Consider the following 21,237-nt stretch of genomic DNA (forward strand, 5'->3'; position numbering starts at 1 on the left):
CAGCGAAGCAATCCAGAGCGGCTTGCTCGACTCTGGATTGCTTCGCTGCGCTCGCAATGACGACATGAGGCTCAAACTAACGGCCGGAGCGGGCTCTGGTTGGCGGAACGAGCCACACCCCGGCCGGGCGACCCGAAGGCCGCCAAGGGCGCTTCAGTCGTTCGGGATCACCCAGCGGATGGTCCCGTCGTAAGTCCCTGCAGCCCTGCCGCCGGTGGCATCGCTCGCCGCATCGAAGCGGGCGCGCCGGGTCACGTTACGGCAGGTCGCCGCATCGAGGCCGGGAAAGCCGCTCGACTGCGTGACCGTGCAGCCCGACACGCGGCCATCGGCATCGATGGCGAGGCGGAAGCGCACCGTCCCGGTATTCCCTGCGCGAATGTCGGCGGTCGGGTAGTCGGCAGTGGTGACCCAGCCCGCGACATTTCCACGCGGCCGGGCGACCTTCGGCGTGAAACGGGCCGCCGGTTCGCTCGGCGCGGTGGAGGGCAGCACGAAGTCGCTGCTGAACTCGGTGGCGCCGCTTATCGGCATCGGATCGACGGTGACGCCGGTGATCGCAGCCTTGGGCGTGATGTCCAAGCGCGGCAGCGGCGCGCTGATCGGCGTGTCGCGCACCAGCTTCTGGTCCGGCTCTGCGGTCGGAGGTGGCGGCAGGTCCGGGGTGACGGGCTTGGTGGGGAAGAACTCGCTGGCAAGGTGCGGCGGCTTCTCCTTCTCGAAGAAGGTCACTGCGAAACCGTTGATCAGCGCCAGTGCCAGACCGCCCTGGATCAGGACGACGACACCACCAGTCAGGGCCTTGCGTGTACTTCCGGAATTCCCGTCGACATAAGACATGGGCTTCTCCTCAACAGCGGCCCGTATCCTGCCGTTCACCGCAGGTACGGCACCGGTCAGCGAGAAGATAACACAGTCATAATTCTTGCAAATTACTTTTTACTAAACATGCCAAGTATTTAACAGGGCGCCCACATGATCAGCGTGGTTAGCATGCGCTGCATTGCAATAGCGCGCGAAATCAACGCGCGCCTGCGAGTGCCTTCTGGCGGCGACGCTGCACCGAACTGCCGAGCCCGATCGCCTCGCGGTACTTGGCGACGGTACGCCGGGCGAGTTCGAAGCCCTTGCCCTTCAGCAGATCCACCAGCGCGTCGTCGGACAGGATCGCCTTCGCATCCTCGGCATCGATGAGCTGGCGGATCGCCGCCTTGACCGCCTCGGCCGAGGCCCCGCCCTCGCCGTCCGCCGAGGCGACGCCCGAACTGAAGAAGTACTTCAGCTCGTAAGTCCCGCGCGGGCAATTGAGGAACTTGTTCGAGGTCACGCGGCTGACGGTCGATTCGTGCATGCCGATCGCTTCCGCCACCGCGCGCAGGGTCAGCGGCCGAAGGTGCGCGACACCCTTGCGGAAGAAGCCGTCCTGCTGCTTCACAAGTTCGGCCGCAACCTTGAGGATGGTCTTCTGCCGCTGATCGAGCGCCTTGATCAGCCAGTTCGCATCCGCCAGCTTGTCCGACAGCCACGCGCGCGACGCCTTGTCGTCGCACTCGCCTTTCATTTCCACGTAATAGCCGCGATTGACGATCAGCCGCGGCAGCGTCGCCTGGTTGAGCGCGATGTCCCAGCCGCCATCGCTGCGCGCCGTCACCAGAATATCGGGCGTCACCGCGCCGCTCGGCTCGCCGCCGAAGCGCAGGCCTGGCTTGGGGTCGTAGCTGCGCAGTTCGGCGAGCATGTCGGCGAAATCCTCGTCGTCGACTCCGCAGATGCGCTTGAGGCGGGGCAATTCGCCCTTGGCCAGAAGGTCGAGATTGTCGATCATCTTGGCCATGAGCGGGTCGTAGCGATCCGCCTCGCGCGCCTGCAGGGCGATGCATTCGGACAGGCTGCGCGCACCGACGCCGGTGGGGTCGAGCGCCTGGACCAGCGCCAGCCCTTCCTCCATCTCGCCGGGATCGACGCCGAGGTCGCCCGCAAGTTCGGACAGGCTCACCGGCAGGTAGCCCGCCTCGTCGAGCTGGCCGATGATGTAGCGCGCGACGCCCTCGGTGAAGGGATCGCGCGCGACCGCGCCGACTTGCGCTTCGAGGTGTTCGGCCAGCGTGCCGCCGAGGGCCGCGCGTTCGTCGATGCCGGGGCCTTCCTCGCCGCCCGATGCTCCGCTGAGCCGCAGGTCCGCGCCCCATGTCTCGTCGCGGACGGCGCCGTCGCCGGTGTCGCGGTCACGGTCGAGAGCGCCGGTATCGATGTCGAGCGGGCGATCGTCGGCAGCGCGGCCCTCGCCGATCAGGCGATCCACGCCGGACGTCTCCAGCGCCGTGACACGCGCCTCGGCGGGTGCCTCCACGGTTTCGGCGGCAGGCCCCTGCGCGCCCACGTCAAGAAGCGGGTTGGCGTCGAGCGCCTCTCCGATGAAAGTCTCGATCTCGAGGTTGGACAGCGCCAGCAGCTTGATCGCCTGCTGAAGCTGCGGCGTCATGACCAGCGACTGGCTCTGCCTGAGATCGAGGCGCGGCCCCAGCGCCATCGATCAGAGGTCCGTGCTGTGATCCTTCGACAAGCTCAGGATGAGCGGGAAAAGGAAATCCACCCCCAACCCCGCTCGTGCTGAGCTTGTCGAAGCACCTGCACCACGATTGGCCCCGGCACGCCGAAGAATCACAACGTGAAGCCTTCGCCCAGATAAAGGCGCCGCACGTTCTCGTCCGCCACCAGCGCTTCCGGGCTGCCGGCGAAGAGCACCTGGCCGCCGTAGATGATGCAGGCGCGGTCGACGATGTCGAGGGTCTCGCGCACGTTGTGGTCGGTGATCAGCACGCCGATGCCGCGCGTCTTGAGATCGCGCACGAGGTCGCGGATGTCCGAGATCGACAGCGGGTCGATGCCCGCGAACGGCTCGTCCAGCAGCATGATCGAGGGCTTGGCGGCCAGCGCGCGCGCAATTTCGCAGCGGCGGCGTTCACCGCCCGAGAGCGCCATCGCCGGGCTGGTGCGCAGGCGGGTCAGGCCGAATTCGTCGAGCAGGCGGTCAAGCTCGGCCTGCCGCACATCGCGGTCGGGCTCGTTCAGTTCGAGCACCGCGCTGATGTTCTGCTCCACCGTCATGCCCCGGAAGATCGAGGTTTCCTGCGGCAGATAGCCCAGACCCAGGATCGCACGGCGATACATCGGCAGGCGGGTCACATCGACGCCGTCCATCAGGATACGCCCGGAGTCGGGCCGGACCAGCCCCATGATCGAGTAGAAGCACGTCGTCTTGCCCGCGCCGTTCGGCCCGAGCAGGCCCAGCACTTCGCCCTTCGCGACCGAAAGCGAAATGTCGGTGAGCACCGCGCGCTTGTCGTAGCTCTTGGCGATCGAGATGACCTCCAGCCCGCCACGCTCCGCCAGAAGTGCGGAGTCGGTGGCTGCGGGGCCGTGATCCTGCTGAAATTCTGCCGTCATCGCCGGGCACTTACCGCAGGCAGGCACGCCCCCGCAAGACGGCATTTCCGCTTAGGCGACGCGACTGGCAGGATTCGTGCATGACTCGGGGGAAATCGGACTGCGGAGCCCTTCGCACTTGCGGAATCTGGAACTGAACTTGTCATGAACGCCTTTCGGTGATGTACTCAGCATCAAGAGGTCGAGGAGAATCGCCCTTATGGACAGGATGACGGACCATGCAGCGCACCAGCCGGTGCGAGGTTCCAGTTCCCACCCCGAGCAGTCGCACTCGGGATCATACGGCGGACCGGTGACGGATTCGCCAATTGCAGACTGGCGCCGCAAGATGAGCGACCACATCGCTTATGCGCTGCTGGCCTACACCGCGTTGCAGATCTTCGTTACCATCGGCGCGCTCAAGGCGCATGGCGGCTCGCTGTTGCCATACTTTGCGCTGGTGATCCTCGTCGTCGCGATCATCCCGGCGTGCCGCCGCTTCGAAGCGCGCTGGAACGGGCTGACCGACGAACAGGCGCACGACCCGGCCCTCGCGCCTTACTACCGACGTGACCGGCTGGCGCTGTGGCTTCTGGCGATCGGCCTGCCTTTCGCCCTCACCGCACTGTTCAAGGGACTGGCCCTCCTCTTCGCCTGATCGCAACTCCCGTTTGCCCTTCGCCTGCACCGCGACTAGGGCAAGGCCGCAAGTTCGGCTTTTTATCGGGAGTTTCACAGGTCATGCTCAGTCCGGATCAGGCAAGGGACCGCGCGCTTGACCTCGTGGAGCGCGCGCGCCGCGCCGGGGCCGAGACCGCCGACGCGGTCTATGGCGCCAGTTCCTCCGAAGGCATCCAGGTCCGCCTCGGCAAGCTGGAGGACGTCGAACGCTCCGAAAGCGAGCACATCGCGCTGCGCGTCTTCGTGGGCAAGCGCTCGGCCAGCATCGGCTCGTCCGACCTCTCCCCCGCCGCGCTCGACGAACTGGCCGCCCGCGCCATCGACATGGCCCGCGCCGCGCCCGAGGACGCCTATGCCGGCCTCGCCCCCGATGAACTGCTGACGCGCGGCCCCTGGCCCGACCTCGATCTGATCGACGCGCACGAACCCAGCCCCGAGGCCCTGCGCGAAGCCGCACTGGAGGCCGAGGACGGCGCGCGCGCGGTATCCGGCATCACCAATTCCGACGGCGGCACCGCCAGCTTCGGGCACGGCGTCTTCGCGCTCGCCACCAGCCACGGCTTTTCCGGCGCCTACGGCTCGACCAGTCATTCGCTGAGCGCTTCGGTCGTCGGCGGCGACGGCTCGGACAAGCAGCGCGACAACGCCTGGCGCAGCACGCACCACCATGCAGACTTGCCCTCCCCCGCCGAAATCGGCCGCCTTGCCGGGGAGCGCACCGTCGCCAAGCTCGGCTCCGGCAAGCTCAAGAGCGGCGCCATGCCGGTGATCTTCGACCCGCGCGTGTCCAGTTCGCTGGTCGGCCACCTGCTCGGCGCGATCACCGGCAGCGCCATCACGCGCCGCTCCAGCTTCCTGCTGGAAAAGCTGGGCGAACAGATCTTCGCCCCCGGCATCCTGATCGCCGACGATCCGCACACCCCGCGCGGCCTGCGCTCGCGCCCGTTCGATGGCGAGGGCCTCGCCACCTCGGCGCGCAATATTGTCGAGGACGGGCGCCTGACCGGCTGGCTGCTCGATTCGGCCTCGGCGCGGCAGTTGAACCTTGCGCCGACCGGCCACGCCGCGCGCAACGGCGGCGGCGCGCCGGGCGTATCGACCGGCAACGTCCACCTCGCGGCGGGGACGCTGTCGCCCAAAGAACTGATGGCGGACGTGAAGGACGGGGTCTACGTGACCGAACTGATCGGCCAGGGCGTCAACGGCGTCACCGGCGACTACAGCCGCGGCGCCGCGGGCTTCCGCATCGTCGATGGCGAGCTGGCCGGGCCGGTGGCGGAATTCACCGTGGCGGGCAACCTGCTGCGCATGTTCGCTCAGCTGACGGCGGCGAACGACCTCGAATGGCACCGCACGATCAACGTGCCGACGCTGCGCGTGGACGGGATGACCGTGGCGGGGGATTGATTCCCTCGCCGGTACGCATCAACGATGTCTGGAAGGTCAAACTGGAGCGGGCGAAGGGATTCGAACCCTCGACCCCAACCTTGGCAAGGTTGTGCTCTACCACTGAGCTACGCCCGCTCTGGCGTTTGACGGACAGTGCGATGAAGACCGCTTCCGTCCGGGTGGAGGGGCCACTAGCAGCGGTTCGCGACCTCTGCAAGAGCCCCCCGTCACAAAAAATGCGTCACACATTTTACCGAGCCTTGCGCAGCCCCAACGCAAGGCTGATCGCGCCGAGCATGACGAGGATCGCGAAAGTGTCGGCGACGAGGTCCATCAGTTCCGCATCGCGGTGGAGCGCGGGGATCATCTGCACCACCTCGATTCCCGCGCCGAGCAGCACCAGTCCTGCCGCGATTGCCAGCTTGGGCACGCGCGGATAGCCGAGCACGCCCAGCACCGAGAGCGTCGCGAAGGCCATCATGTGCTGGAACTTGTCGCTGGGCTCACCGGGAAAGTGCGGCGGATGCGGCAGCACGGCCATCGTCACGGCAAAGACCAGCGCCAGCCAGAACAGGATTCGGAAGAGGTTCTGCATGACACCACTATCGTGGTGCGGCGCAGCAAATTCAAACTGAACTTGCCCGATCCCGGACGCGCAGAACACCGCGGGTCCCTTCAGGGAGGTATTTTTGCGATGTAGGGAAACTGGAGCGGGCGAAGGGATTCGAACCCTCGACCCCAACCTTGGCAAGGTTGTGCTCTACCACTGAGCTACGCCCGCTCTGGCGTTTCGAAAAGGCCTGCTGGAAAGCGGCCCGTCCGGTGTGGAGGCGGCCCATTAGCAGCGGTTCGAAAGGTCGGCAAGCATAAAAGACAAAGTTTTTGCGACAGCCTCGGAAACGGGCCGAATTGGCGCATTCTCCCTTCACAAACGCGCGCGAAAGGCCAATCTAGGGAATTGATTTTTCGTAATTGGAGCACGAATCTTGGCCAGCATGGGTCTCAACCTCGACGAGCAGAAGGCCGTGGACCGGTTCCGCAAGGCGGTCGCCGAACCTTCGATGACCCAGCTCGTGATCCTGGACTTCTGGGCCGAGTGGTGCGGCCCCTGCAAGGCGCTGACCCCGGTGCTGGAAAAGGTCGCCGCCGAATACGCCGACAAGGGCGTGATGCTCGCCAAGGTCAACGTCGATGAGGAGCAGTTCATCGCCGCGCAGTTCCGCGTGCAGTCGATCCCGACCGTCTACGCGATCTTCCAGGGCCAGCCGGTGGCGGACCTCACCAGCGCCCGCACCGAATCGCAGCTCAAGGGCATGCTCGATCAGTTGCTCGCCAAGCTGCCGGTACAGCCGGGCGGCGCCGAGCCCGCGCCTGACCTCGCCCCGCTGATCGCCATGGGCGAGGAAGCGCTGGCCGAGGGTGACGGCGAACGCGCCGCCAGCATCTTCATGCAGATCCTCGAGATGGCGCCCGACAACGGCGAAGTGCTTGGCGGTCTGGTCCGCGCTTTCGTCGCCGCCGGTCGCATCGAGGAAGGCGAGCAGGTTCTCGATTCGCTGGGCGAACCGCTCTCCACCGACCCGCATGTGGAGCGCGCGCGCGGCGTGCTGGCACTCGCCAAGGACAAGCCCGAGGACAGCGAACTGGCCGCCCTGCGCGCCGCCGCAGCCGAGCGCCCCGCCGACATGGAAGCGCAGTTCGCCTTCGCCGGTGCCGCCTTCGCCGCCGGTGAGCGCGACGGCGCCGCCGAAACGCTGCTGCGCATGATCGCCGCCGACCGCGAATGGAACGAGGGCGCGGCCAAGGCCAAGCTGCTGCAGATCTTCGAAGCGATCGGCCTCGAAGACCCGTGGGTTTCGGCCACGCGCCGCAAGCTCTCGACCGTCCTGTTCGGCTGACGCGGTTGGCGCGGATCACCATCTTCCCGCTGACCGGCGCGGTGCTCTACCCGGGGCTGCAACTGCCGCTCCACATCTTCGAGCCGCGCTACCGCGCGATGGTGAGCGACGCCCTCGCACGCGACCGGCTGATCGGCATGATCCAGCCGCAGAAGGGCTTCGAGGGCGCCCCGCTCTTCGCGGTGGGGTGCCTGGGCCGCATCGGCGATGTCGAGGCTCTGGAAGACGGCCGCTTCAACATCATCCTCGACGGCGAGAAGCGCTTCCGCGTGCTGCGCGAACTCGACGTGACGACGCCGTTCCGGCAGGTCGAGGCGGAACTGCTGGAGGAGCCCGAGGAAGTGCTCGCCCCGATCGAGCGCGCCAGCTTCGAGCGCGAGGCGAAGCGGTTCGCGCAGGCGCAGGGCTATGTGGTCGACTGGGACCAGGTCGGGCGGCTCGACGACATGTCGCTGATCAACGGCGTCTCGCAGATCGCGCCGTTCGATCCGGCGGCCAAGCAGGCGCTGCTGGAAGCCTCGGGGCTCTCGGCGCGGTGCGAGTTGCTGGTACAGCTGATGCAGTTCTTCGGCCGCGCGGGCGATGGTGACGAGGATGGGGCGACGTTGCAGTAGGGCGGCGAGGCCCACCCCGTCCGGCTAGTTCGCTACGCTCTCAAGCCTCCCGGCCCTCCCGCTTGCGGGAGGGCGTAACCTTCCTACTCCCCTCCCGCTTGCGGGAGGGGTTGGGGGTGGGCTCTTCGCCTCAAACCGTATCGAACACATACCCCAGCGAACGCACCGTGCGCAGCGGGTTGCCCGCACCCACGCCCTTGAGCGCCCGGCGCAGGCGGCCGATCCACACGTCCACCGTGCGTTCGTCCACCGGCGGCTCCTGCTTGCCGAGCGCCGAGATCAGCTGCGTGCGGCTGAACACCCGGCCGGGGTGCTCGATGAAGTAGCGCAGCAGGCGCAGTTCGTTGGGCATGAGCGAGATCGGCTTGCCCTGGAAACGCGCCTGGAACGCAGCGACGTCCACCATCAGCTCGCCCTGCGTGACGACGCGTATGCCCGCGCTGTCCTGCTCGCCGAGGTTGGCGCCGAGTACCCGGTCGAGCAGTGCATTGCGCGTCAGCGGGCCGACCATGTAGTCGTCCGCGCCCATGCGCAAGGCACGCTTGCGGTCCTCCTGGTTGTCCTCCTCCAGCACCATGGTCACGTGGGCATGGGCGGTCAGGCTGTCAGCGCGCAGGCGGCGGCACAGTTCGAGGCCGGACATCTCGGGCAGCACCCAGTCGATGAAGACCCACAAGGCCCCCTCGATCAGCGGCAGTTCGGCAAAGTCGGTCCAGCGATGCAGCATGACATCGAACTGGTCATGCCGAAACGGCGCGAGCCCACCCGAAAGTTCGCTCGCCAGCAATATGTCGATCCGCCGCATCGCCCCGTTGTCCGCCTTTTCGAGATAGTCTGCCCCCAGGGTCAGGACCCTTCGTACGCGCGGCTTTTGCCTCCCGAGTATGACGACCCGGTGACATATCGGTGACACGGTCATGAATTCGCAAAACCGGCCCCGGCGCGGGGCTGGCGGCGGAAACAATCGGGAAATATCGCTTATCAACAAGCCGCTTGGCACTTGTCATCGAATTGACCCGCAACCGTCACGCCGCCGCAACCGCCTGCTGTCATAGGCCCCGAAATCGCAGGGAATTTGGGGACGAACGACCATGCGCGAGCAGATCGAAGACTTCATCGGACGTGGCAACAACAGCGGGATTCCCGCCTGGCTCGACCTTCCCGATCCCAAGGGCTTCCGGCCCAAGCGCAAGTACCGCACGATCTGGATCTCGGACATCCACCTCGGCACGCGCGGCTGCAACGCGAACATGCTGGTCGACTTCCTGCGGGCGCACGAGTGCGAGACGCTCTACCTCGTCGGCGACATCGTCGATGGCTGGCGGCTGCGCAAGGGCTGGTACTGGCCGGACGCCCACAACGAAGTCGTCCGCCGCATCCTCAAGATGGCGCACCGCGGCACCCGCGTGATCTTCATCGCCGGCAACCACGACGAGATGCTGCGCGACTATGCGGGCCTCAGCTTCGGCGGGGTCGAGCTGGCGCTGGAATACGTCCACACCACCGTCGACGGCCGCCGCCTGCTGGTGACGCACGGGGATGCCTTCGACGGCGTGGTGCTCTACCACAAGTGGCTCGCGTTCCTGGGCGACCAGGCCTACTCGATGCTGCTGCGCGCCAACATCGTGTTCAACGCCGTGCGCCGCCGCTTTCATATGCCGTACTGGTCCCTCTCGGCCTACATGAAGAAGAAGGTCAAGAACGCCGTCCAGTTCATCGGCAGCTACGAGGAAGCCGTCGCCAACGAGGCCACCTCCCGCGGGTTCGACGGCGTCGTCTGCGGCCACATCCACTGCGCCGAGATCCGCGAATTCGGCGGCATCACGTATTACAACGACGGCGACTGGGTCGAAAGCTGCACCGCACTGGCGGAAGACTTCACCGGCCACATGTCGCTGATCGACTGGGTCAAGGAAACCGGCGGCCACACGATCGCCGAAACGGCCGCCGAGGAGCACGCCGCAGACAAGGAAGCCACCCCGGAGGCCGTATCGTGAAGCTGGCCCTGGCAACCGACGCCTGGTTGCCGCAGGTCAACGGCGTTGTCCGCTCGCTCACCTCGACCGTCGAACACCTCACTGCCCGCGGGCACGAGGTCGAAACGATCACGCCCGACCGCTTCCTGACGATGCCGATGCCGGGCTATGCCTCGATCCGGCTGGCGATGGTGCCGCGCTTCGGCGTACGCCGGATGCTCGACAAGGCGGCGCCGGACATCGTCCACATCGCCACCGAAGGCCCGATCGGCTGGGCCGCGCGCGGCTGGTGCCTGGCGCGCGGGGTGCCCTTCACTTCGGCCTTCCACACGCGTTTTCCCGAATACTGCGCGGTGCGCACCGGGCTCTCGGCCGAGTACTTCTGGCCGATCCTGCAGCGTTTCCACGCGCAGAGCCAGGCGGTCATGGTCTCCACCCGCAGCCTCGCCGCCGAACTGGAAGAACGCGGCATCGGCCCGACCCGCGCGTGGAGCCGGGGCATCGACCACGCCCTGTTCCGCCCCGACGGCCCGCGCCTTGCGGAGATGACCGCGCTGAAGGCGATGCGGCCCGGTCCTGTCCTGCTCAACGTCGGCCGCGTCGCGCCGGAGAAGAACCTCGAGGCCTTCCTCGACCTCGACGTGCCCGGCAGCAAAGTGGTGGTCGGAGACGGCCCTGCGCTCGACAACCTGCGCCGCCGCTATCCGCACGTGCTGTTCCTCGGCGCACTGTCGGGCGAGGCGCTGGCCTCTGCCTATCGCAGCGCCGACTGCTTCGTGTTTCCCAGCCTGACCGACACCTTCGGCCTCGTCGTCATCGAGGCGCTGGCTTGCGGCACTCCGGTGGCAGCGTACCCGGTGACCGGGCCGATCGACATCCTCGGCCCTGACGGACGGGGCGTGGACCACCGTGTCGGCTGGGCGGCGGGCGCGGTCGATACCTCGCTCGCCCGCGCGGTCGAGGGCGCACTGACGGTGGAGCGGACCGACGCCGCCGCGCTGGGCTCGCTCTATTCGTGGGAACGCGCCACCGACCAGTTCCTCGCCGCGATCGAGGGCGCGCTGGACAGCGCCGAACGCGGCCTTCGGTCAGCGGCCTAGCGTCAACCCTCCCCGTGCCTTGTCATCTCCGAAGGCGGGAGGCCAGGGTCAGGTTTGAGATGCGCCGCCTGTCAGGTGCTTACGCGATGGGACCAAGGTACAGGCAGTCCAAGCCGGATCGCGCCCGGCCAGACCCCGATCACAGCGGCGGTTGGGGAGCGTGTCCGCTGGGTTCACGTACCGGGCGGCCGAGGAAATCCTCGACCGGCGGCGTGAAGCCCAGACGCCGGACGACGGCTTGCGGGATCAATGCCTCGAAGCGCATGCCGATGCAGCGACCGACCTGCCATACCACCTGTCCCTGGACGATGCCCTGCCCCTGCAGATCGAGCGTCGCCGACCGTTCGCGCATGTCGCGGTCGCAGGCCATCTCGAACATACAGCCGCCCATGGAAAGGTCGTAGAGGAACACCTGTTCCCTCGCCCCTTCGACGAGACAGGCGACGTCCTTCTCGACGATATGACGGCTCCAGTTACGCGCTTCCATCGCAATTGCCCCCGATGATCTGGCGAGGGCATTACTGCGTCACGGCTTAAGCAATCGATAATGGCCCCGCTTGGTGCGGCCCGGAGGACGACGCTAGCGCCGCTCGTTCCTAAGCACGAATTCGCGCGAGGCGCGGACCGGGACCTTGAGCCGGCATTCCACGCCGCCCGGCTCGAACCTGAGATCCACTTCCGACTTCAGTTCGTGCGCCACGATCTTCTCGATAAGATCGCGCCCGAAACCGCGCTTGGTCGGCTCGGCCACCGGAGGGCCGCCTTCCTCGCGCCAGTGAATCTCCGCGAGGTCGGGCGAGGCCATCGTCCATTGAACGTGAATGCGCCCCTCGATCGTGCTGAGCGCGCCATACTTGGCGGCATTGGTCGCCAGTTCGTGGATGGCCAGACCCAGCGACATGGCATCGTTGGGCGCCAGCTTGATCCCCGGCCCGGCCATGACGACGTGGCTCTCGTTACCTTCCATGTAGGGCGCCAGTTCCGAGCGTACGATGTCGCCCAGCGCCGCGTGGCCCCAGTCGGACTGCGAGAGCAGGTCGTGGGTGGCCGACAGCGCCCGGATGCGCGCGGTCAGGCTTTCGGTGAAATCGTCGATGCCTTTCGAGCGCCGCCGCGTCAGTGCTGCGATCGACAGCACGTTCGCCAGCGTGTTCTTGACGCGGTGGTTCAACTCACGCGTCAGCGAATTACGGATCGAGGCCTGGCTGGTCAGCCACTCCAGAACGACGCGGTCTTCTGCGGCGCGCTTGGTGATCAGCCGCCCGATCGCCATCACCATCAGCGAGGCGAGCGCTCCGAAGAACAGCGTCAGGCGCGAGAGCGGCGAGAGCGCATTGGCCTGACGGTCGCCGACCTCGACGATCCAGGCCTGCCCCGCCACGTCGATGCGTCGCTCTATGGTGGGGCCGGTCAGCCCGTCGGCGCCGCGCTGTTCCGCCAGCAATGTCTCCGGCGCGACGTGGTCGTCGTAGATGGCGATGTCGATGCTGTCGTTGCGGTAGAGTTCACTGGCCGAGCCGAGGAAAGTCTGCGCGCGAAACGGGCTATAGACGAAGCCCTTGACCCACCGCCGCCCGCCTCTCTCCAGCGTCACCGGCATATAGATGAGGAACGCCGCGTCGGTCTGCTGATCTCGCGCCGGGTAGCGGAAGCCGTCCTGCGCGAGTTGGACCACACCCGTCGCCGCCGGGCCGCGGCGGGCCATGGCCCGCTCCATCGCCTGTCGGCGCACGGGCTCGGAGTACATGTCGAAGGCCAGCGCGCGCTTGTTGCCCGGCGATTGCGGCTCCAGGTAATAGACCGGAACGGCATACTTCTGGCCGGGCTCGGGGCGCGGATCGACGCTGAAGTCCAGCCGTCCGCCGCCCTGCACCGCAAACTCGAAAGCGGCCAGCTTGTCCACCGGGATCAGCGGCGCCCAGCCCATGCCGAGCGAGCCGTAGAGCGTACCGTCGCCCTGCAGGTCGCGCGCGAATTCGGCGAACTGTTCGGGCGAAACGACGTCCTGCGTCGCGAACAGCGCGCTGCCTGCGCGCAGCAGCGCTATGTTCTCGGTGACGCGGCGCTGGAGGGCGGAGGAAATCTCGGTAAGCTGGCGGTCGAGTTCGATCGCGCGCGTCTGCTTGTCGGCGCGTTCGATCGCCATGACGGAGACCGCCGTGGTCATGCTGGCGATTAGGAACAGCAGGAACGGCCAGCCGCGCGGATACCTGTGGAACCACGCCTGCTTCTGAACCCTGTCGAGCAGAGCCTGGTCAATCACCCGGCAACGTCCTGCACCATAAACTCCGTCGCATTGCGATCACTTATGAACGCAAGCATCATGCTATGCCAACACTTTACGCTGAGGGGAACCATGCTCGGCATCGATTGTTCCATCTGCAAACGACGTCCGCTCGGCTTGCAGACCGGACGATGCCCGAGACAGCGCCCCGCCTTCCGCCAGCCTTGCGCGCGAAGACATTGGGCCGCGCGCCGGGCTTGACCGCTCCCCGGTCTCGCCGCAAGTGTGCTTTCGGTGAAAGGGAGTTCGTGTTGAATCAGCCCAATGGACGTGGTGACTCCGGCCCTGTGCCCGGCTTGCCGCCCGAAGTCCGTCGAGACGGAGAACCCGGCTGGGCCGGGGGGTTGAGGAAGCTCTACAACTCCGTGGTGGAAGAGCCGCTGCCGGACAGCTTCAAGGATCTCCTTAAGAAGCTGGACGACGACGGCGATGCCTGACCGGATAGCGCCCAGCGCCGCGGACGAAGGCTTCCGCAAGGAACTGCTCTCCGTCCTCCCCCATCTCCGCGCATTTGCCCGAGGCCTGTCGGGACGGCCGGACTTTGCCGACGATCTCGTACAGGAAGCCGCGATCAAGGCGTGGACCGCGCGCGAACGCTATCAGGCGGGCACCAACATGCGCGCCTGGACTTTTGCGATCCTGCGCAACCACTATCTGTCCGAGCTGCGCCGCTCCCGCCGCCAGACCGACCTCGATGAAGGCGTGGTCGAGAAGATGCTGGTGATGGAAGCGGATCAGGAAGGCCCGCTCCACCTCGACGACATGGAGGCCGCGCTGCAGAAGCTGGCCCCCGAAAGGCGCGAGGCGGTGCTGCTCGTCGGCGCCTCCGGCTTCAGCTACGAGGAAGCGGCCGAGATCGCCGGTTGCCCGATCGGCACGATGAAGAGCCGTGTCGCCCGTGCCCGCGCCGATCTTGCCCGGATGCTCGACGGCGATCAGCCGCAGCAGGTCGAGGTCAAGGCGCGCAAGACGGGCTGACCGGCTGCCGCAACGGCGGCAGCGCCACCAGGCATACCAAGGCCGCCAGATGAAACGCGAGCGCCGCTGCCGTCAGCGGCACGGTGCCGCGTTCGATCCATGGCGAGACTATGCTCGTGCCCAGCGCTGCGGCGGTCAGGATGCACAGGATCACCAGAGCACTGGCGCGGGCATCGTCGCCGCGGCTCGCCAGGATCGCGCGGAAGAACCCCGCCGGACCGCGCAGGCCGAGGCCGGTGTTGACGGGGATGAACAGCGCCGTGATCACCAGCGCCGAAGTCCCGCCCGACAGCGCGTAGGCGAACTGCCCTGCCGCTCCGAGTGCGGAGAGACCGGTGCCGAAGGCGATGACGCGCTCGGCGCCCAGCCTGTCGCCCCAGTGCGCGGCGGTGTTGGCGGCGATGATGAAGGTGACGACGCCGCTCATCTGCATCGTGATGAAGTCCGCCAGTGTCCCGCCGTGCACGCGCGCGAAGACGGTGGGCATCCCGAACACGAATACCAGCAATCCGCCCAGCACGCTCGCCTGGCTGAGCGCATAGCGCAGGAACGTCGGGTCGCGCAGCAACACCACGAAGCTGCCCTGCCCGCGCCGTCCCACTTGCGGCAAGCCGCCGGTGAGCATGACCAGCACCGCCGCCGCGAAGGCCCCCGCGGCCATGACCTCGAAATTCAGCGACCAGCCGCCGAGCGCCAGCAGCCCTGCGCCCGCCACGGGGGCAAGGGCCGGCCCCAGCGCCTCGATGCTGCCCAGCAGGCCGATCGCCCGGACCGCGCGGGTCTCGTCGAACATGGCCTTGACGATGCCCGGCGCAAAGACGGCGGGACCTGCCGCGACCATGCCCTGCAGCGCGCGCAGCCCGATGAGCGCCTCGATATTCGGGGCCATCGCACAGGCCAGAGAGACGGCGGCGGTCGCCAGCAGCGAGCCCACGATCAGCCGCGATGTCGCGACCCGGTCTCCCAGCGCGCCGTAGCCGAGCAGGCCGATACAGGTGCCTCCGACGTAAGCTGCCAGCACCAGTTGTGCCTGCGACGGATCGCCGCCCAGCGCCTCGGGCAGCAGCGGCACGGCGGGCAGGACGAGATCGACGCCCATCATGCCGATGATGGTGCCGCACAGGACCAGTGCCAGCGTCAACCACGCGCGATTCATCGAAGCCGTCCCCCTTGTCGGAAGACGGGTTTGTTGCAGGTGCGGCGGACTAAGGAAAGGCCCACCCCCGACCCCTCCCTCCTTCGGCAGGCTCAGGATGAGCGGGAGGGGAGAATAACGTCATGCCCTCCCGCTCGCGGGAGGGCCGGGAGGCTTGGCAGCTTGCTGCCTAGCCGGACGGGGTGGGCTAACCGCACCCCGAAAAAACAAAACCCCCGCATCCCTTGCCGGATGCGGGGGCCTTGAGAAGCCTGTCTGGCCTTCGGCTTACGCCGGGTAGGTCCAGGCGGTGCCGCGGTCGAAGTTGTCCGAGGCGAACTTCCAGTTGAGGATGTTCTCGAGGACCGCCTTCACGTAGGCCGGACGCTTGTTCATCTGGTCGATGTAGTAGGCGTGCTCCCAGACGTCGACGGTCAGGAGCGGCACGACGTCCTTGACGAGCGCGCTGTCGGCGTCGTGGGTCGAGATCACCTTGAGCTTGCCGCCTTCGACGACGAGCCAGGCCCAGCCGTTCGAGAAGTGGTTCACCGCCTCGTTCGAGAGCGCTTCGAGCAGCGCGTCGATCGAACCGAAGTCGGCGGTGATGGCAGCGGCCAGGCTCTCGCTCGGCGCGGTCTTCTCACCCGACAGCGAGTGCCAGTAGAAGCCGTGGTTCCAGGTCTGGGCCGAGTTGTTGAACAGCGGACCGGAAGCCGACTTGGCGATCTCTTCGACCGACTTGCCTTCGTTCTCGGTGCCGGCGATCGCGGCGTTCAGCTTGTCCACGTAAGTCTTGTGATGGGCGCCGTGGTGGATTTCCAGCGTCTTGCTCGAGATGTGCGGTTCGAGCGCGTCCTGCGCATAGGGCAGCGGCATGAGGGCGATGGTCATGGTCATGTCCTTTTTCAGGTTATTGAAGCTGGCCTGCACTTCGGCGGGAAACCGAAAAAGCGCAGAAAAGATCGCGGCCTATGTCTGACGTGCAGCGCAACAATTCAAGCGCGCAATCGCGGCATTTTGAATTTCTCATGCGAAAAAGGATGGCGGGGTTGCCGCCATCCTCTCCCGTGGTCGCCGTCGTCCTGCAAGGGGAGCAAACGCCGGCGAGCCAACCCATACCGGCCGTGTGATCCGGCCGTCAGGTTCGTCAGTTCTGCTTGTCGGCAGCGTCCTTCATCGCGTCGGACTTGGCGTCGCCTGCCTTCTTGACCGCGTCGGCCTTGTTTTCCAGCGCATCTTCGGCGGCTCCGGTGGTCGCATCGGCCTGCGCGTCGATCGCGTCGGCGGCGGCGTCGGACTGGGCCTCCACGGCATCGGCCGCCTTCTCGGTCGCTTCCTGCTGCGGGCTGTTGCAGGCGGCAAGGCCCAGCGAAGCGGCAGCGACGGCAATCATGGCAAGACGCGAAGTGGCAGTGGCTTTCATGGCGAGGAATCCTTTTCCCTGTTTATGGTATCGGGCGCGTTGAAGATGCCGAGGGGAGGACGCGCCACCTCCCGCCGCAAGGCCCGCCGAAGCGGGCCTCACTTCGAGGTCGTCGGGACCGTGCGGTTCTTAGCGAACCGAGCCGCGACGGAAGAGGTTGACGATCGCCAGCAGGACGACCGCGCCCAGGAACGAGGCGAACAGCGACATGATGTCGAAGGCACCGCTGGTAATCGGCGCACCGCCGATGAGCGGGGTGATGATGAAGCCGGCGATCACCGCGCCGACGACGCCGACGACGATGTTCAGGAAAATGCCCTGCTGCGCATCGGTGCGCATCAGGATGGAAGCGAGCCAGCCGATGATGCCACCGACGAGGAGGATAAGAAGGAGGGTCATGGTTTCCGTCTCCGAATTGAGTTTGCTGACCCTAATAACGGGCAGTAGCGCGCAAGGTTCCGCAACAATACGAACGCCTCGTCGCAACGTGAACTTTGCCGCAACCAACTGCGCGCCCGCCGGGTTCTGGCCAGCAAGGAGGCGCGAGACGTGTATACTTCGGCCCGGGACCGCGCGGCGTCCGCCCTCGCCTCGCTGCTGATCGTGGCGGGCGGGCTGGCGGCGATGATGGCGGGACTTGCTGCGCGCATGACACCGCAGGAACGCCGCGAGACGCTCGCCGCGATCATTCCCCTGCGCGAGGAGCCGGAGAAACCCCGGCCGAAGGAAATCCCGGCCAAGGCGGATTCCACCGCCGCGAAGGGCCGTCCCTCACCTCCCAACTTGCGCAACAAGGCGACGCAGGTGGTCGCCCCGCCGCCGAAGCTGCCCCCGCTGATCGTGCCGCCGCCGATTGTCACCGCGCCGAAGGCCGGCATCGGTTCGGCCGCGCAAAGCGGCGCCTCGGACCGCCTTGGCCCCGGACAGGGCGCGGGCGGGATCGGCGATGGTGACGGCGGCGGCGGCAACGGCGACGGCGCGGGCGAAGGCGATGATACCCTCACCCGCCCGCGCCAGATCCGCGGACGCCTGCACTTCTCCGACCTGCCGCCGGACCTGCGCGACGCCAAGACCGGCGGCGAACTCAAGCTGCAGTACCGCATCGGCGTGGACGGGCGGGTCAGCGACTGCCGCATCCTCACCTCAAGCGGTCGCCCCGACCTCGATGCGACGACCTGCCGGCTGATCACCGAACGGTTCCGTTTCAAGCCCTCGCGTAACCGTGCGGGAGAGCCGGTGGCTGCAATCATGGTCGAGACCCACGGGTGGTATTTCCCGCCGGAGGACACGCCTTGAAAGTGGTGGGGTGCCCACCCCGTCCGGCTAACTCGCTGCGCTCGCAAGCCTCCCGGCCCTCCCGCTTGCGGGAGGGCAAGGCGCAGTGCTCTCATTCCCCTCCCGCTCGCGGGAGGGGGCAGGGGTGGGCAAGATCGGGACACCAACCCCTCCCCCGCGCGTTACCCCCGTAATCCGACACGGCGCAGCTTGACGCACCCACGCCAATGGAGCCAAGACACCCCTTCGAAGTCCTCGCGAGAATTGCACCGATGCTTTCGCAAAAAACACGCTATGCGATCCGGGCCATGCAGCACCTCGCGGACAAGTACGGCCAGGGTCCGATCCCGCTGACCGACATCGCCGAGACCCAGAACATCCCGGCGAAGTTTCTCACCGTCATCCTGTCGGAACTGTCGCGCTACGGCATCGTCGCCTCACAGCGCGGCAAGGACGGCGGCTACTGGCTGGGCGTGCCCCCGATCGACATCACCTATGGCGATCTTATCCGCGTGATGCGCGGCTCGCTGGCTCTGGTGCCCTGCGCCAGCCGCTTCGCGCACGAGACCTGCAAGAACTGCGTCGAGGAAAAGGACTGCCGCACCCGCGCGCTGATGCTGCAGGTCCGCGACGCCACGGCGGGCCTCCTCGACGGGATGCGGCTGTCGGACAAGATCGACCCCGTGCCCGCCGCCGAAGGGCTGGAAGCCGTCGAGGACGTCTGAGCTTTAGCGGCTGAAAGCAAACCTTCTTCCTCGACCCCATTGTCAACTTTTACGATAGAGAATACCAAGCCCGCATCCGCCCCGCTGCGAGAGGAGATGCGCATGCGAATTGCCAAGCCCGCCGATGCGACCGCAACCGAACACCCGCTGCTCAACGAAGGCGTCCAGCACGTGATCGAGGCGCTGCAACGCCTGCGCTTCGGCGTGATCCAGTTGACCGTCCACGACGGCAAGCTGATGCAGGTCGACGTCACCGAGCGCCGCCGCTTCAACCACTGATCGACCCGACCTGGCGAAGCCGAGCACACCGGACGACCGGGCGGCTTCTGCCTGGAGATTGATCCGCGTGGTTCCCATCCGCGCGGCATTCGCCTAGCCAGTAGATGGGCCAGTACATGGGGCCAACAGGCCGCGACCAGATCCAACCTGCACCCCAGGAGGAGTAAGAATGCTCGATTCGCTGCCGACACTGGCCGAAATCGCTCCCTTCATCGCCATCGGTTTCGCCGCGCAGATCGTCGATGGCGCGCTCGGCATGGCCTTCGGAGTGATCACCCAGACGCTGCTGGTCAGCGTGGTCGGTGTTCCTCCGGCAGCGGCCTCGGCCAGCGTCCACCTGGTCGAGCTGTTCACCACCGGCACCTCGGGCATCAGCCATATCCTGCACCGCAACGTGAACTGGGGCCTGTTCCTGCGGCTGGTGCCGACCGGCATCATCGGCGGCGTCGCCGGTGCCTACCTGCTGTCGAGCATCGACGCCTCGGTGGCCAAGCCCTACGTCATGATCTACCTCACCGGCATCGGCATCTACCTGATGTTCCGCGCCATCCGCATGCGCAAGCCGAGCTTCGCGGACCCCAAGTACACCGCCCCTCTGGCGCTGGCGGGCGGCTTCCTCGACGCGGCGGGCGGCGGCGGCTGGGGTCCGGTGGTCACCTCCAACCTGCTGGTGCAGGGCGGCGAACCGGCCAAGACGATCGGCACCGTCAACACCGCCGAATTCCTGCTGACCACCTCGATCTCGATCGCGTTCATCTCCACCATCGGGCTTTCGGCCTTCACGGTGGCTACGGTCGGCCTGATCATCGGCGGCGTCGTGGCTGCGCCCTTCGGCGCCCTCTTCGCCAAGCGCATCAAGCCGCGCACGCTGCTCGCGGCCGTCTCGGTGGTGCTGATCGCCACCAGCGTGTTCAGCATCTGGAAGTCGTGGCCGATCTTCTGAGGACGCCTTGCCCACCCCGCTGCGACTAGGTCCTGCGGACCAAGTCTCGCTGCCCCTCCCGCAAGCGGGAGGGGAAAATCGCGTCAGCCCTCCCGCCTGCGGGAGGGCCGGGAGGCTTGGGAGCGAAGCGAACTAGCCGGACGGGCTGGGCCTGACGTCAAAACGTGAACGTCACCACGACCGGGTCCGAATAGCCCCCCGTCTTCGCGTACTGCCCCGCCGGAATCCGCCCATAGGCCATCTTGGTCGCGTTGAAATTCAGCAGGTTGTTGATCAGCATCGACTGCGAGGAGCCGCCATTGCTGTTGTTCCCCCAGACCGTGGCGTAGCCTGCGTCCTGATAGATGTTGTAGTTCAGCCGCGCGGCCCCGTTCGCCATCTGCCGCGCCGCCGCGTTGCCCGACGTGCCCGCACTCAGCGCAAGATCGACCGTCGCGTTCATCGGCACGCTGACCGAGATGCAGTTGGCGGTGACCGTCGCCGTCGCCGTGGTCGGCGAGGAAGCGGCCGGGTTGTAAGTCCTGAAGCTGAGATTGGTGGTCGAGACCGAGCAGATGCACACGAGGCACCCCGCCGCGTCCGCCGCCGCCGTGGGCGCGAGCCCGCACGCCAGTCCCCCCAGCGCCGCGATGGACCGAGTGGCAAGCCGCATCGTCACGTCCTTTCGTTCCCGCGCACGCAAGTGACCGGCGTTGCCGCAAGGCTCGCGTCCTCGCCCAGCGCCGGGATCGGCGCCAGGCACGTCCCGCCCGCACCCGAGACGCTGAGCGTGCCCGCACCGCCGCGATAGCCTTCGAGCCAGACTTCGCCGTCGTAGCCTACGACGCCCACCCCGCCTGCCCAAGCGATGCTCGATCCGGTCTGGAGCGGAATTCCCTGCGTATCGAGCACCCGCAGCCGCACGCCCTGCCCGCCCACGGTGCCGAAGCGCACCCGCACCGCCTGCCGCCAGCCCGGCGCGACGACCTGCTGCGCGGTGTCGAGGTCGTCCGCGATCGGCACTTCGGCGGCGTCGATGCCGATGTGGTTCTCGGCATAAGGCTGGAGGCCGGTGACGATCACGCCGCGCCCGCGCCCGGCCTTGGTCGGACGCGGGCGGTTCTCGACGGTG

At 67.0% G+C, this 21,237-nt stretch carries 24 protein-coding genes, 2 tRNA genes and 1 pseudogene; 12 read left to right on the forward strand and 15 right to left on the reverse strand.

The genetic code is table 11. From position 1 onward, the window contains the following. Positions 1-153: 153 nt before the first annotated feature. The 3 genes from ACYPYD_RS12800 to lptB form a co-directional block, all read right to left on the reverse strand. Complete coding sequence (locus tag ACYPYD_RS12800) at positions 154-840, reverse strand: energy transducer TonB (RefSeq protein ID WP_459663491.1); 687 nt, start codon at positions 838-840, stop codon at positions 154-156. A gap of 181 nt (positions 841-1,021) precedes the next feature. Beyond that, on the reverse strand, positions 1,022-2,530 hold the full coding sequence (gene rpoN, locus ACYPYD_RS12805) for an RNA polymerase factor sigma-54 (protein WP_008832087.1): 1,509 nt from the start codon (positions 2,528-2,530) through the stop codon (positions 1,022-1,024). A gap of 131 nt (positions 2,531-2,661) precedes the next feature. Further along, on the reverse strand, positions 2,662-3,447 hold the full coding sequence (lptB, locus tag ACYPYD_RS12810) for an LPS export ABC transporter ATP-binding protein (protein WP_036527225.1): 786 nt from the start codon (positions 3,445-3,447) through the stop codon (positions 2,662-2,664). 328 nt (positions 3,448-3,775) lie between these two features. Between lptB and ACYPYD_RS12815 the strand changes: the two genes are divergently transcribed. Both ACYPYD_RS12815 and ACYPYD_RS12820 read left to right on the forward strand, forming a co-directional pair. Further along, on the forward strand, positions 3,776-4,084 hold the full coding sequence (locus tag ACYPYD_RS12815; RefSeq protein ID WP_459663493.1) for a hypothetical protein: 309 nt from the start codon (positions 3,776-3,778) through the stop codon (positions 4,082-4,084). Positions 4,085-4,167: 83 nt separating this feature from the next. Beyond that, on the forward strand, positions 4,168-5,514 hold the full coding sequence (locus ACYPYD_RS12820) for a TldD/PmbA family protein (protein WP_459663494.1): 1,347 nt from the start codon (positions 4,168-4,170) through the stop codon (positions 5,512-5,514). Positions 5,515-5,556: 42 nt separating this feature from the next. Here ACYPYD_RS12820 and ACYPYD_RS12825 read toward each other — a convergent pair. The 3 genes from ACYPYD_RS12825 to ACYPYD_RS12835 all read right to left on the reverse strand — a co-directional run bounded on the left by ACYPYD_RS12825 (position 5,557) and on the right by ACYPYD_RS12835 (position 6,277). Next, positions 5,557-5,631: transfer RNA gene (locus ACYPYD_RS12825), tRNA-Gly, on the reverse strand. Between the two features lie 115 nt (positions 5,632-5,746). After that, positions 5,747-6,091: a VanZ family protein gene (locus ACYPYD_RS12830; RefSeq protein WP_008833224.1), complete on the reverse strand. Its 345-nt coding sequence runs from the start codon at positions 6,089-6,091 to the stop codon at positions 5,747-5,749. A gap of 111 nt (positions 6,092-6,202) precedes the next feature. Then, a tRNA-Gly gene (locus tag ACYPYD_RS12835) sits at positions 6,203-6,277 on the reverse strand. 214 nt (positions 6,278-6,491) lie between these two features. On the opposite strand from ACYPYD_RS12835, the gene ACYPYD_RS12840 reads away from it, so the two are divergent. Continuing rightward, the gene (locus ACYPYD_RS12840; RefSeq protein ID WP_069708191.1) at positions 6,492-7,394 is read left to right on the forward strand and encodes a tetratricopeptide repeat protein; all 903 of its coding nucleotides are present in this window, start codon (positions 6,492-6,494) and stop codon (positions 7,392-7,394) included. Between the two features lie 5 nt (positions 7,395-7,399). Beyond that, the gene (locus ACYPYD_RS12845) at positions 7,400-8,008 is read left to right on the forward strand and encodes an LON peptidase substrate-binding domain-containing protein (protein WP_459663496.1); all 609 of its coding nucleotides are present in this window, start codon (positions 7,400-7,402) and stop codon (positions 8,006-8,008) included. A gap of 130 nt (positions 8,009-8,138) precedes the next feature. Here ACYPYD_RS12845 and ACYPYD_RS12850 read toward each other — a convergent pair whose 3' ends face one another. After that, positions 8,139-8,813, reverse strand: coding sequence for a response regulator transcription factor (locus ACYPYD_RS12850; protein WP_008830164.1), 675 nt, complete (start codon positions 8,811-8,813; stop codon positions 8,139-8,141). A gap of 286 nt (positions 8,814-9,099) precedes the next feature. On the opposite strand from ACYPYD_RS12850, the gene ACYPYD_RS12855 reads away from it, so the two are divergent. Both ACYPYD_RS12855 and ACYPYD_RS12860 read left to right on the forward strand, forming a co-directional pair. Further along, the gene (locus tag ACYPYD_RS12855) at positions 9,100-10,005 is read left to right on the forward strand and encodes a UDP-2,3-diacylglucosamine diphosphatase (protein ID WP_008830165.1); all 906 of its coding nucleotides are present in this window, start codon (positions 9,100-9,102) and stop codon (positions 10,003-10,005) included. Beyond that, complete coding sequence (locus ACYPYD_RS12860) at positions 10,002-11,084, forward strand: glycosyltransferase family 4 protein (protein ID WP_459663498.1); 1,083 nt, start codon at positions 10,002-10,004, stop codon at positions 11,082-11,084. The genes ACYPYD_RS12855 and ACYPYD_RS12860 overlap by 4 nt, the downstream gene beginning before the upstream one ends. A 139-nt stretch (positions 11,085-11,223) precedes the next feature. On the opposite strand, the gene ACYPYD_RS12865 is transcribed toward ACYPYD_RS12860, so the two are convergent. Continuing rightward, positions 11,224-11,571: a PilZ domain-containing protein gene (locus tag ACYPYD_RS12865; protein ID WP_008830167.1), complete on the reverse strand. Its 348-nt coding sequence runs from the start codon at positions 11,569-11,571 to the stop codon at positions 11,224-11,226. A gap of 93 nt (positions 11,572-11,664) precedes the next feature. Then, positions 11,665-13,347: a CHASE domain-containing protein gene (locus ACYPYD_RS12870; RefSeq protein ID WP_459663500.1), complete on the reverse strand. Its 1,683-nt coding sequence runs from the start codon at positions 13,345-13,347 to the stop codon at positions 11,665-11,667. 272 nt (positions 13,348-13,619) lie between these two features. On the opposite strand from ACYPYD_RS12870, the gene ACYPYD_RS12875 reads away from it, so the two are divergent. Both ACYPYD_RS12875 and ACYPYD_RS12880 read left to right on the forward strand, forming a co-directional pair. After that, the gene (locus ACYPYD_RS12875) at positions 13,620-13,805 is read left to right on the forward strand and encodes a NepR family anti-sigma factor (protein ID WP_155986315.1); all 186 of its coding nucleotides are present in this window, start codon (positions 13,620-13,622) and stop codon (positions 13,803-13,805) included. Beyond that, complete coding sequence (locus ACYPYD_RS12880) at positions 13,798-14,346, forward strand: sigma-70 family RNA polymerase sigma factor (protein ID WP_008830169.1); 549 nt, start codon at positions 13,798-13,800, stop codon at positions 14,344-14,346. The genes ACYPYD_RS12875 and ACYPYD_RS12880 overlap by 8 nt, the downstream gene beginning before the upstream one ends. Here the strand turns inward: ACYPYD_RS12880 and ACYPYD_RS12885 are convergent. From ACYPYD_RS12885 to ACYPYD_RS12900, 4 genes are all read right to left on the reverse strand, one after another. After that, positions 14,324-15,502: an MFS transporter gene (locus ACYPYD_RS12885; RefSeq protein WP_459663502.1), complete on the reverse strand. Its 1,179-nt coding sequence runs from the start codon at positions 15,500-15,502 to the stop codon at positions 14,324-14,326. The two genes, ACYPYD_RS12880 and ACYPYD_RS12885, sit on opposite strands and share 23 nt — an antisense overlap. A gap of 267 nt (positions 15,503-15,769) precedes the next feature. Further along, a complete protein-coding gene (locus ACYPYD_RS12890) occupies positions 15,770-16,372 on the reverse strand; it encodes a superoxide dismutase (protein ID WP_008830171.1) in 603 nt (200 codons plus the stop codon). A 256-nt stretch (positions 16,373-16,628) separates the two neighbouring features. Next, positions 16,629-16,904, reverse strand: coding sequence for a hypothetical protein (locus ACYPYD_RS12895; RefSeq protein WP_008830172.1), 276 nt, complete (start codon positions 16,902-16,904; stop codon positions 16,629-16,631). A 129-nt stretch (positions 16,905-17,033) separates the two neighbouring features. Continuing rightward, positions 17,034-17,303: a GlsB/YeaQ/YmgE family stress response membrane protein gene (locus tag ACYPYD_RS12900; protein WP_008830173.1), complete on the reverse strand. Its 270-nt coding sequence runs from the start codon at positions 17,301-17,303 to the stop codon at positions 17,034-17,036. 150 nt (positions 17,304-17,453) lie between these two features. Here ACYPYD_RS12900 and ACYPYD_RS12905 point away from each other — a divergent pair, with 150 nt between their 5' ends. The 4 genes from ACYPYD_RS12905 (at position 17,454) to ACYPYD_RS12920 (ending at position 20,126) form a co-directional block, all read left to right on the forward strand. Continuing rightward, on the forward strand, positions 17,454-18,200 hold the full coding sequence (locus tag ACYPYD_RS12905) for an energy transducer TonB (protein ID WP_459663503.1): 747 nt from the start codon (positions 17,454-17,456) through the stop codon (positions 18,198-18,200). A gap of 251 nt (positions 18,201-18,451) precedes the next feature. Further along, complete coding sequence (locus ACYPYD_RS12910; protein WP_008830175.1) at positions 18,452-18,904, forward strand: RrF2 family transcriptional regulator; 453 nt, start codon at positions 18,452-18,454, stop codon at positions 18,902-18,904. Between the two features lie 102 nt (positions 18,905-19,006). Next, positions 19,007-19,183, forward strand: a complete 177-nt coding sequence (locus ACYPYD_RS12915) for a YezD family protein (RefSeq protein ID WP_008830176.1) — start codon at positions 19,007-19,009, stop codon at positions 19,181-19,183. A 169-nt stretch (positions 19,184-19,352) separates the two neighbouring features. Continuing rightward, positions 19,353-20,126 carry a sulfite exporter TauE/SafE family protein gene (locus ACYPYD_RS12920; protein ID WP_008830177.1) on the forward strand — a complete coding sequence of 258 codons (774 nt, stop codon included), beginning with the start codon at positions 19,353-19,355 and terminating at the stop codon, positions 20,124-20,126. 157 nt (positions 20,127-20,283) lie between these two features. Here the strand turns inward: ACYPYD_RS12920 and ACYPYD_RS12925 are convergent, their stop codons facing one another. Both ACYPYD_RS12925 and ACYPYD_RS12930 read right to left on the reverse strand, forming a co-directional pair. Then, on the reverse strand, positions 20,284-20,778 hold the full coding sequence (locus ACYPYD_RS12925) for a Csu type fimbrial protein (RefSeq protein WP_459663505.1): 495 nt from the start codon (positions 20,776-20,778) through the stop codon (positions 20,284-20,286). Between the two features lie 2 nt (positions 20,779-20,780). Then, a pseudogene (locus tag ACYPYD_RS12930) lies at positions 20,781-21,237 on the reverse strand (fimbria/pilus outer membrane usher protein); the annotation flags it as partial.

The organism is Novosphingobium sp. 11B, assembly GCF_054589055.1.